At 59.6% G+C, this 10,491-nt stretch carries 10 protein-coding genes; 4 read left to right on the forward strand and 6 right to left on the reverse strand.

From position 1 onward, the window contains the following. Nucleotides 1–86: 86 nt before the first annotated feature. Entirely contained in the window at nucleotides 87–569 is a 483-nt protein-coding gene (locus BK667_RS24910) for a glutathione peroxidase (protein ID WP_123516290.1), read from the reverse strand. Between the two features lie 121 nt (nucleotides 570–690). Continuing rightward, nucleotides 691–1,176: an FKBP-type peptidyl-prolyl cis-trans isomerase gene (locus tag BK667_RS24920; RefSeq protein WP_008150718.1), complete on the reverse strand. Its 486-nt coding sequence runs from the start codon at nucleotides 1,174–1,176 to the stop codon at nucleotides 691–693. On the opposite strand from BK667_RS24920, the gene BK667_RS24925 reads away from it, so the two are divergent. The 3 genes from BK667_RS24925 to yihG are packed head-to-tail and all read left to right on the forward strand — an operon-like array spanning nucleotide 1,145 to nucleotide 4,549. Then, on the forward strand, nucleotides 1,145–1,483 hold the full coding sequence (locus BK667_RS24925; RefSeq protein ID WP_123516294.1) for a DUF3565 domain-containing protein: 339 nt from the start codon (nucleotides 1,145–1,147) through the stop codon (nucleotides 1,481–1,483). The two genes, BK667_RS24920 and BK667_RS24925, sit on opposite strands and share 32 nt — an antisense overlap. A gap of 60 nt (nucleotides 1,484–1,543) precedes the next feature. Further along, complete coding sequence (pta, locus tag BK667_RS24930) at nucleotides 1,544–3,643, forward strand: phosphate acetyltransferase (RefSeq protein ID WP_123516296.1); 2,100 nt, start codon at nucleotides 1,544–1,546, stop codon at nucleotides 3,641–3,643. After that, nucleotides 3,644–4,549, forward strand: a complete 906-nt coding sequence (gene yihG / locus BK667_RS24935) for a 1-acylglycerol-3-phosphate O-acyltransferase, YihG family (protein ID WP_123599202.1) — start codon at nucleotides 3,644–3,646, stop codon at nucleotides 4,547–4,549. Between the two features lie 186 nt (nucleotides 4,550–4,735). Here yihG and cysN read toward each other — a convergent pair whose 3' ends face one another. The 4 genes from cysN to BK667_RS24960 all read right to left on the reverse strand — a co-directional run bounded on the left by cysN (nucleotide 4,736) and on the right by BK667_RS24960 (nucleotide 9,034). Beyond that, nucleotides 4,736–6,634 carry a sulfate adenylyltransferase subunit CysN gene (cysN, locus tag BK667_RS24940; protein ID WP_123516300.1) on the reverse strand — a complete coding sequence of 633 codons (1,899 nt, stop codon included), beginning with the start codon at nucleotides 6,632–6,634 and terminating at the stop codon, nucleotides 4,736–4,738. A gap of 53 nt (nucleotides 6,635–6,687) precedes the next feature. Next, on the reverse strand, nucleotides 6,688–7,029 hold the full coding sequence (locus BK667_RS24945) for a four helix bundle protein (protein WP_123599203.1): 342 nt from the start codon (nucleotides 7,027–7,029) through the stop codon (nucleotides 6,688–6,690). Nucleotides 7,030–7,133: 104 nt separating this feature from the next. Continuing rightward, on the reverse strand, nucleotides 7,134–8,051 hold the full coding sequence (cysD, locus tag BK667_RS24950; protein ID WP_054049875.1) for a sulfate adenylyltransferase subunit CysD: 918 nt from the start codon (nucleotides 8,049–8,051) through the stop codon (nucleotides 7,134–7,136). A 224-nt stretch (nucleotides 8,052–8,275) separates the two neighbouring features. Next, nucleotides 8,276–9,034, reverse strand: a complete 759-nt coding sequence (locus BK667_RS24960) for a Nif3-like dinuclear metal center hexameric protein (RefSeq protein WP_123599205.1) — start codon at nucleotides 9,032–9,034, stop codon at nucleotides 8,276–8,278. Between the two features lie 102 nt (nucleotides 9,035–9,136). Between BK667_RS24960 and algW the strand changes: the two genes are divergently transcribed. Beyond that, nucleotides 9,137–10,291 carry a Do family serine endopeptidase AlgW gene (gene algW, locus BK667_RS24965; RefSeq protein WP_054049878.1) on the forward strand — a complete coding sequence of 385 codons (1,155 nt, stop codon included), beginning with the start codon at nucleotides 9,137–9,139 and terminating at the stop codon, nucleotides 10,289–10,291. Nucleotides 10,292–10,491: the final 200 nt, after the last annotated feature.

Below are 10,491 nucleotides of genomic sequence, written 5' to 3' on the forward strand. Positions count from 1 at the left end.
CCGCGAAGGCGTCGTGTCAGTCGATATCAATGTTGATTGATATGACGCCTTCGCGGGCAAGCCTCGCTCCTACAAAGGAGGGGGGGTCAGCTCAGCGCTTTTTCAATCGCATGCACAATCGTCGGATCATCCGGCGCCGTGCGCGGCGAGAACCGCGCCAATACACGCCCGTCTTTACCGAGCAGGAATTTCTCGAAGTTCCAGGTGATGTCACCCGGAAACTCCGCGCCCTCGCCCGCCAGCAAACGGTACAGCTGATGACGATCATGACCGTTGACTTCCAGCTTGCTGGACAACGGAAAGGTCACGCCATAGTTGAGGCTGCAGAATTCCTGGATCTCTTGCTCGGAGCCCGGTTCCTGGCCGGCAAACTGGTTGCACGGCAAGCCCAGCACGCTGAAACCTTTATCCTTGAATTGCTGATAGAGGTTTTCAAGCGCCGCGTACTGTGGGGTCAAACCACATTTGGAGGCAACGTTGACCACCAGCACGACGTGCCCCTTGAAGGGCGCCAGAGGTAGATCCTGACCATCCAGGGCTTTCAAATTAAGGTCGTGGAAAGCACTCATGACGAACTCCAAATTCCCGTGTTCTTCTCGAAACAGCCACTTGGCGGCGCCGCCTGGGACAGCCGCGGACTAAAAAGGCGCCCTCGGGCGCCTCTCCAGTTCTCTGAGCTTAGCGCAGAAATCAGTGGTGATGGCCACCTTCGCCATGGACGTGACCATGAGCGATTTCTTCCTGGCTGGCGTCACGAATGTCGATGATCTTGACCTGGAAATTCAGGCGCTGGCCGGCCAACGGGTGGTTGCCGTCGACGGTGACATCGTCGCCGTCCAGGTCACGGATGGTGACAATTTGCATCTGGCCGTCCGGCGCGGAAGCGTGGAACTGCATGCCCACTTCCAGTTCGTCAACGCCTTCGAACATGCTGCGGCTCAAGGTGCTGACCAGTTCGGCAGCGTATTCGCCGTAGGCGTCTTCAGGTTCTACGGCAACGGTCAGTTCGTCACCGACGGTTTTGCCTTCCAGGGCTTTTTCCAGGCCCGGGATAATGTTACCTGCGCCTTGCAGGTAGACCAGCGGCGCGCCGCCGGCGGAGCTGTCGATGACCTCACCAGCGTCGTTGGTCAGGGTATAGTCGATGGAGACAGCCTTATTGGCGGCGATCAGCATGGGGCGAGACCTTTTGCAGAAGAATATAGAAAGAACGAGTTTAGCGAAGCAATCGCCCGAAAGCGAACACAACCCGGACAGACGGATGGCGGCGCCAGGCTCGACGATCACTGGTTTCCACCAGGACGAGGATGGCCATTGGGTGGCCGAGCTATCCTGCGGCCACACCCAACACCTGCGCCATCAGCCGCCCTGGCAATCCCGGGCCTGGGTCATGGACCCGGCGCAACGTATTGAAAAAATAGGCCAGCCCTTTGCTTGCGGTTGGTGCGCACAAGGCTCGGTTAGCGATAACCTTGGCGACTGAATTTCGGTAGATCGTCAGTTATAGATGATCACCACTGCCATGCACCTCCAGAGAATCCGCATGCAAACTTTTTTTATCGCGCCCACCGATTTTGGTGTGGGTCTGACCTCCATCAGCCTCGGGCTGGTGCGCACCCTTGAGCGAGCCGGCCTCAAAGTCGGCTTTTTCAAACCGATTGCCCAGCCCCATCCGGGCGACACCGGCCCTGAGCGTTCCACTGAACTGGTGGCGCGCACCCACGGTCTCAAACCGCCGCAACCCCTGGGCCTGGCCCATGTCGAGCGCATGCTCGGCGACGGTCAGTTGGATGAGTTGCTCGAAGAAATCATCACGCTGTATCAGCAGGCCGCTGTCGGCAAAGACGTGCTAATCGTCGAAGGCATGGTCCCGACCCGCAGCGCCAGTTACGCCGCGCGGGTCAATCTGCACTTGGCCAAGAGCCTCGATGCCGAAGTGATCCTGGTCTCGGCGCCGGAAAACGAAGTGTTGACCGAACTCTCCGGCCGGGTGGAATTGCAGGCGCAATTGTTCGGCGGCCCGAAAGACCCGAAAGTCCTCGGGGTGATCCTCAATAAGGTCAAGACCGATGAAAGCATGGAAGCCTTCGCCTCGCGCCTGAAGGAGCACTCGCCGTTACTGCGCAGTGGCGACTTCCGTTTGCTCGGTTGCATCCCGTTCCAGCCGGAACTGAACGCCCCGCGCACCCGCGACGTGGCCGACCTGATGGGCGCGCAGATTCTCAATGCCGGTGACTACGAAACCCGGCGCATGACCAAAATCATCATTTGCGCGCGCACCATGCGCAACACCGTGGAGCTGCTCAAGCCCGGCGTGCTGGTGGTGACCCCCGGCGATCGCGACGACATCATTCTCGCGGTCAGCCTCGCCGCCATGAATGGTGTACCACTGGCCGGCCTGTTGCTGACCAGCGACACCCTGCCCGATCCACGGATCATGGACCTGTGCCGTGGCGCCTTGCAGGCCGGCCTGCCAGTATTGTCGGTGAGCACCGGCTCCTACGACACGGCCAACCAGTTGAACGGTTTGAACAAGGAAATCCCGATCGACGACCGCGAGCGTGCGGAGATCATCACCGATTTCGTCGCCAGCCACCTCGATGCCAAATGGCTGCACCAGCGTTGCGGTACGCCACGGGAAATGCGCCTGTCGCCAGCGGTGTTCCGCTATCAATTGATCCAGCGCGCCCAAGCCGCCAACAAGCGCATCGTGTTGCCCGAAGGCAGCGAGCCGCTGACCGTGCAAGCCGCCGCAATCTGCCAGGCCCGGGGCATCGCCCGATGCGTGTTGCTGGCCAAACCGGCAGACGTCGAAGCGGTGGCCCGCGCCCAAGGTATCGAGTTACCGCCGGGGCTGGAGATTCTCGACCCGGACCTGATTCGCGGTAATTACATCGAACCGATGGTGGCCCTGCGCAAGAGCAAAAGCCTCAACGCGCCGATGGCCGAACAGCAACTGGAAGACACCGTGGTGATCGGCACCATGATGCTGGCGCTGGATGAAGTCGATGGCCTGGTGTCCGGGGTCATTCACTCCACCGCCAACACCATCCGCCCGGCCCTGCAACTGATCAAGACTGCGCCGGGCTGCACCCTGGTGTCGTCGGTGTTTTTCATGCTGTTCCCGGAGGAAGTGCTGGTCTACGGCGACTGCGTGATGAACCCGCACCCAAGCGCCAGTGAACTGGCCGAGATTGCGTTGCAAAGCGCCGACTCTGCCGCTGCGTTCGGCATCACGCCGCGCGTAGCGATGATCAGCTACTCCAGCGGTGAGTCGGCCAGTGGCGAAGAAGTCGAGAAGGTCCGCGAAGCGACGTTGCTCGCCCACGAGCAACAGAACTCGCTGCTGATCGACGGCCCGTTGCAGTACGACGCCGCCGCCAACGAAACCGTCGCGAAGCAACTGGCGCCGAACAGCCTGGTCGCCGGTCGCGCCACGGTGTTTGTGTTCCCGGACCTGAACACCGGCAACACCACCCACAAAGCCGTACAGCGCAGCGCCGATTGCGTCAGCCTCGGGCCAATGCTGCAAGGCCTGCGCAAACCGGTGAACGACCTGCCGCGCGGCGCGCAAGTCGATGACATTGTCTACACCATCGCGTTGACCGCGATTCAAGCTGCCAACCGACCTATGGATCTTTAAATGCTGGATTTCCTGCCTGCCGCCGTGCGCGGTGTGATTGCATCGTTGTTGCTGGCCCTGAACACCATTCTGCTTTGCTCGATTCTGTTCCTCGTGGCGCTGTTCAAAGTGCTGCCCTTCGCCCTCACCCAGCGCTTCACGCTCTGGCTGATGAGCCACATCCACGAAGCCTGGATCAGCAACAACAAAGCCTGGATGAACCTGGTCTGCCGCACCCGCTGGCACCTCAGCGGTCTTGAAGGGCTGGACTATCAGCACTCGTACCTGATCACCAGCAACCACCAGAGCTGGGTCGACATCATGGTGCTGCAATACGTGCTCAACCGACGCATCCAGCCGCTGAAATTCTTTCTCAAGCAAGAGCTGATCTGGGTCCCGGTGATTGGCCTGGCGTGGTGGGCGCTCGGGTTTCCGTTTATGAAACGCTACTCCAAGGCCTACCTGGAAAAACACCCGGAGAAGAAAGGCAAAGACCTGGAAACCACCCGCAAGACCTGCGACAAATTCCGCAACAACCCGGTGGGGATTTTCAACTTCGTCGAAGGCACGCGGTTTACCGAGGGTAAGCATGCGCAGCAGAAATCACCGTTCAAGTACCTGCTCAAGCCCAAGGCTGGCGGCATTGCGTTTGTGCTCGATGCCATGGGTGAGCAGCTTGAATCCATCGTCAACGTGACCATTCACTATCCAGGTGGGCGCCCCGGTTATTGGGATCTGCTCTGTGGGAATGTGAAAGATGTAGTGGTGCATTTTCAGGAACTGAAGATTCCGCCGCAGTTCATTGGCAAGAATTACGATCAGGACGGCGAGTATCGTTTGCAGTTTCAGGGCTGGATCAATCAGCTGTGGGAAGACAAGGATGCACAGTTGGTGCAGATGCACCGTGAGTATCCCGCCAAGTCTTGAGGCGGCTGTACTGGCCTCTTCGCGGGCAAGCCTCGCTCCTACAGGTTAGTGGCGCTACCCGCAATCCGTAGGAGCGAGGCTTGCCCGCGAAGGCGTCCTCCCAGACACAAAAAACCCGCCGGATGATCACTCATCGGCGGGTTTTTTCTTGCAGCTTGAAGCTAAAAGCTTGTCGCTGCTTCCATCTTAGATCGCGCCGCGGCTACGCAGCAGATCCAGCACTTGCTTGACACTTTCTTCCAGCGACAACGACTGGGTATCGACCACGAGGTCGGCATCCAGCGGCACGTCGTACGGGAAGGAGTCGCCCGGAATGTTGTCGCCACCGGCAGCGTACAAGCCTTGCGGATCACGTTCGGCACACACCGCCGGCGAGGCCTGGACGTAGACCGTCAGCAGACGCTCCTTGCCGATCAGGTCCTTGGCCTGCTCACGACCTTCGGCACTCGGCGCCACGAATGCCGCCAAAGTCAGCAGGCCCGCCTCGTTGAACTGACGCGCCACATGCGCCGCACGACGCCAGTTCTCGGTACGCCCGGAACGATCCTGCGGCAGACCTTTGTTCAGGTCGTGACGCAGGTTCTGGCCATCCAGCACGAACACCGCACGGCCCAGGTCGAACAACTTGCGTTCAACCGCATAAGCCAGGGTGCTTTTGCCCGCGCCGGACAAGCCGCTGAACAACACGGTGGCCGGTTGCTGGCCGAAGCGCTGGGCGCGTTCTTCCGTGGCAACGTGGGCCAGTTTGCCGTGGTGCGTGCTGCCACCATGAGCCGATGGCTGAGCGATGATCATGCCGGCGGCGACGGTGCCGTTGGTCAAGCGATCGATGACGATGAACGAACCGGTGGTGCGGTTGCTCGCGTAGCCATCGAGTGCGATGGCGGCATCGAGACTGACCTTGACCCGACCGATTTCGTTGAGGTTCAACGAACTGGCCGGCCCTTCTTCCAGGGTGTTCACGTCAACGCGGTTGACGATGCTGGTGATCGAACCCGGCACGTAACTCGTGGCGCGCTTGATGTCGTATTTCTTGCCCGGCAGCATCGGTTCTTCGGCCATCCACACCAGCATGGCGTCGAAGGCGTCAGTCACTTGCGGCAGGTTATCGGCGTGTACCAGCAGGTCGCCGCGAGAGATATCGATCTCGTCTTCCATGGTCAGCGTAACGGCCTGCCCCGGGCCTGCGTGTTCCAGCTCACCTTCAAAAGTGACGATGGATTTCACGCGGCTGCTCTTGCCCGACGGCAGTACCACGACTTCATCGCCCTTGTGCACGATGCCACTGGCCAGAGTGCCGGCGAAACCACGGAAGTTCAGGTTCGGACGATTGACGTACTGCACCGGGAAACGCAGGTCGGTGTAGTTGCGGTCGTTGGCGATCTCGACGGTCTCGAGAATTTCCATCAGCGACTGGCCGGTGTACCACGGCGAGCGCTCGGACTTGTTCACCACGTTGTCGCCCTTCAGGGCCGACATCGGCACGAACGCCATGGTGGTCGGCTTGAACGCGATGCCTTCGGCGAACTTCAGGTAATCGGCCTTGATCGACTCGAACACGCTTTCGTCGAAGCCATTGAGGTCCATCTTGTTGATGGCGACCACGATGTGCTTGATGCCGAGCAACGAGGCAATGAAGCTGTGGCGACGGGTCTGGGTCTGCACGCCGTAGCGGGCGTCGACCAGGATGATCGCCAGGTCACAGGTGGACGCACCGGTGGCCATGTTGCGGGTGTACTGCTCATGGCCAGGGGTATCGGCGATGATGAATTTGCGTTTGGCGGTGGAGAAATAACGGTAAGCGACATCAATGGTGATGCCCTGCTCCCGCTCGGCCTGCAGGCCGTCGACCAGCAACGCCAGGTCGATGTCTTCACCGGTGGTGCCGACTTTTTTCGAGTCGCGGGTAATGGCTTCCAGATGATCTTCGTAAATCATCTTGGAGTCGTGCAGCAGGCGCCCGATCAGGGTGCTCTTGCCGTCGTCGACGTTGCCACAGGTCAGGAAGCGCAGCATTTCCTTGCGTTCGTGCTGGCCCAGGTAGGCGAGGATGTCCTCGCTGATCAAATCGGATTGATGGCTCATTGGGGTTAAGCTCCGAGCTGTAAGCTTCAAGCGGCAAGCTTGTCGGCGTACAGCTAGTCAGAAATTTTGTTGATCAAGCCGCATAGCATTCTTGAAAGCTCGCGGGTTTCTGTAATCCAATTTTCAGCCAGTGGATCGGCGATATAAGCAATTTCACGGGCAATGAGGAGTTGGGTGCGTAACTCCCCACAGGAAGCCTTGGCGATCCAAAGAAAACGTACTTTTTCCTTGGCACTGCGCCGTTCCATGCCTTCAGCAATATTGGAAGGCAGCGAAAGCGCGGAGCGGGTGATTTGGTCCTTGAAACCAAAATCCCTGCAACGCGCGAACTCTCTGTAAATGCCCACCGCCAAACACTTGCTACGCTGCCAAACAACCAGTCTCTCGAAATCCATAACGAGTAACTCAATCACGGCTCGCAGCAACCGGCCACAAGCACCAAACCACAACGTTACGCATACCGCCTTTAACTTGCAGCTTGCCGCTTGTAACTCAAAGCTTAGAAATACCCCTGACGTTTCTTTTCTTCCATTGAACCTGCGCCATCGTGATCGATGACCCGGCCCTGGCGTTCGGAAGTTCGCGTCAGGAGCATTTCCTGAATGATGTCGGTCAGGCTGGTGGCCTCGGACTCGACCGCACCGGTCAACGGGTAGTCGCCGAGTGTGCGGAAGCGCACCTTTTTCTTGACGATGCGCGCCTTGTCTTCGTCGCTCAGGTGATTGAGCAGGCGTTCGTCGTCGATCATGATCCAGGTGCCATTCATCTCGATGACGTCGCGCTCGGCGGCGAAATACAGCGGCACAATCGGGATGCCTTCGAGGTAGATGTACTGCCAAATGTCCAGTTCGGTCCAGTTCGACAACGGGAACACACGAATGGATTCGCCCTTGTTGACGTTGCCGTTGTAGACATTCCACAGCTCTGGACGCTGGTTTTTCGGGTCCCAGCGGTGCTTGGTGTCGCGGAAGGAATACACGCGCTCTTTGGCACGGGACTTCTCTTCGTCGCGGCGGGCACCACCGAAAGCGGCATCGAAACCGTACTTGTCGAGGGCCTGTTTCAGGCCTTCGGTTTTCATGATGTCGGTGTGCTTGGCACTGCCGTGGGTCAGCGGGTTGATACCCTGCGCGACGCCATCGGGGTTGACGTGGACGATCAGGTCCAGGCCCAGTTCTTCGACCATACGATCGCGGAACGCGTACATTTCCTGGAACTTCCACCGGGTGTCGACGTGCATCACCGGGAACGGCAACTTGCCCGGGAAGAATGCCTTGCGCGCAAGGTGCAGCATCACGGCGGAGTCTTTACCGACGGAGTACAGCATCACCGGGTTATCGAACTCGGCGGCGACCTCGCGGATGATGTGGATGCTTTCGGCCTCCAGCTGTTTCAGATGCGTCAGTTTGTCGACCATGGCTACTCACGAAAACGATCTTATGGACGGCCAGCGGGCCGTGTTCGAGCGGGGAATCCTAGCACAGCGCCCCCTTCTAATCAGGACGCCAACTAGATCGAAAGGGTATATGAATATACCTGCTCGTTTGGCTACAGCCCTTGTAGGAGCAAGGCTTGCCCGCGATAGCGATCTCAAGGACGCCATCGCGGGCAAGCCTTGCTCCTACAGGGTGAGGTCGGTCATCAGATGGGGTTGGGGCAATCGATGAAGATGTGTTCCACGGCAAACCGTCGCGCCAGGTAATCGCCCAAGGCCTGAACGCCATAACGCTCAGTGGCGTGATGCCCGGCAGCGATGAAGCTGATGTCGTTTTCCCGGGCGCTGTGGAACGTCTGCTCCGACGCTTCGCCGCTGAGGTACAGATCGACCCCGGCCAGTACGGCTTGATCGATATAGCCCTGGCCGCCACCGGTGCACCAGCCGACCCGACGAATCATCTCGCTGCCTTCAATCAGCAACGGCTCGCGGCCCATGACTTCCTGCACCCGACGGGCAAAATCGCGTGGGGTCATCGGCTCACTCAGGGAGCCGACCAGGCCGACGATTTTCAGGTTATCGGGGTCCAGCGGGCCTTCGACAGTGATATCCAACTGACGCGCCAGTTGCACGTTGTTGCCGACATCCGGGTGCAAATCCAGCGGCAAGTGATAGGACAGCAGGCTGATGTCGTGCTTGAGCAGGGTTTTCAACCGGCGCTGCTTCATGCCGGTAATGCACGGGTTCTCGCCTTTCCAGAAATAGCCGTGATGCACCAGCACCAGATCGGCCTTGGCCTCGACCGCCGCGTCCAGCAGCGCCTGGCTGGCGGTCACGCCGCTGACGATGCGCATCACTTGCGGACGACCTTCGACCTGCAAGCCATTTGGGCAGTAGTCGGCGATCTTTGAACTGTTAAGGTAACGGTCGGCTTCTTCGACCAGGGTGCTCAGGGCGACGGCCATAAAAGACTCCTAAATATCCCGTTCAGAGGCGCGCTCGCCTCGTATAATGCGCGACATTATGGGCGGTCTCATACCACCTGCAACCTTTCCAGGACTTGCTTAATGCTTAAGGCGCTGCGTTTTTCCGGCTGGCCGCTGTTGGCCGGCGTGCTTATCGCTCTGTTGATAATCCAGCGTTACCCGCAGTGGGTCGGGCTTCCGAGCCTAGACGTCAACCTTCAGCAAGCCCCGCAAACCACCAGCGTGCAGCAAGGGCCGGTGTCCTATGCCGATGCCGTGGTCATCGCCGCACCGGCGGTGGTCAACCTGTACACCACCAAAGTCATCAACAAACCGAATCATCCGTTGTTCGAAGACCCGCAATTCCGCCGCTTCTTCGGCGACAACTCGCCGAAGCAGAAGCGCATGGAGTCGAGCCTGGGTTCCGGCGTGATCATGAGCCCGGAAGGCTACATCCTGACCAACAACCACGTGACCACCGGCGCCGACCAGATTGTCGTGGCGCTCAAGGATGGCCGCGAGACGTTGGCTCGAGTGATCGGCAGCGATCCGGAAACCGACCTGGCAGTATTGAAGATCGACCTGAAAACCTTGCCGGCGATCACCATCGGCCGTTCCGACAACATCCGCATCGGTGACGTCGCGCTGGCCATCGGTAACCCGTTCGGCGTCGGCCAGACCGTGACCATGGGCATCATCAGCGCCACCGGGCGTAACCAGTTGGGCCTGAACAACTACGAAGACTTCATCCAGACCGACGCCGCAATCAACCCCGGCAACTCCGGCGGTGCACTGGTGGATGCCAACGGCAACCTGACCGGCATCAACACCGCGATCTTCTCCAAATCCGGCGGTTCCCAAGGCATCGGCTTCGCGATCCCGGTGAAACTGGCGATGGAAGTGATGAAGTCGATCATCGAACACGGCCAGGTGATCCGTGGCTGGCTCGGGATTGAAGTGCAGCCGCTGACTCAGGAACTGGCGGAATCGTTTGGTTTGTCTGGGCGTCCAGGGATCGTAGTGGCGGGGATTTTCCGCGACGGCCCGGCGCAGAAGGCCGGCCTGCAACTCGGCGACGTGATCCTCAGCATCGATGGCGAACCCGCCGGCGATGGCCGCCGCTCGATGAACCAAGTGGCGCGGATCAAACCGACCGACAAGGTGACGATCCAGGTGATGCGCAACGGCAAGGAATTGAAGCTGAGCGCAGAGATTGGCCTGCGTCCGCCGCCGGCGCCGGTCAAAGAAGAAGAGTAAGCAGCCCCGCTTGATGCTGATCGTTCCCACGCTCCGCGTGGGAATACCGCCATGGACGCTCCACGTCCACTGTGACGCAGAGCGTCACGGGACGCATTCCCACGCAGAGCGTGGGAACGATCATGTGCAGGAGCGAGGCTTGCCCGCGAAGGCGTCAGGTCAGTCAGCGATGATGTCGACTGACCGACCGCCTTCGCGGG

This window comes from Pseudomonas frederiksbergensis (assembly GCF_003732705.1).
GTDB lineage: Bacteria > Pseudomonadota > Gammaproteobacteria > Pseudomonadales > Pseudomonadaceae > Aquipseudomonas > Aquipseudomonas frederiksbergensis_F.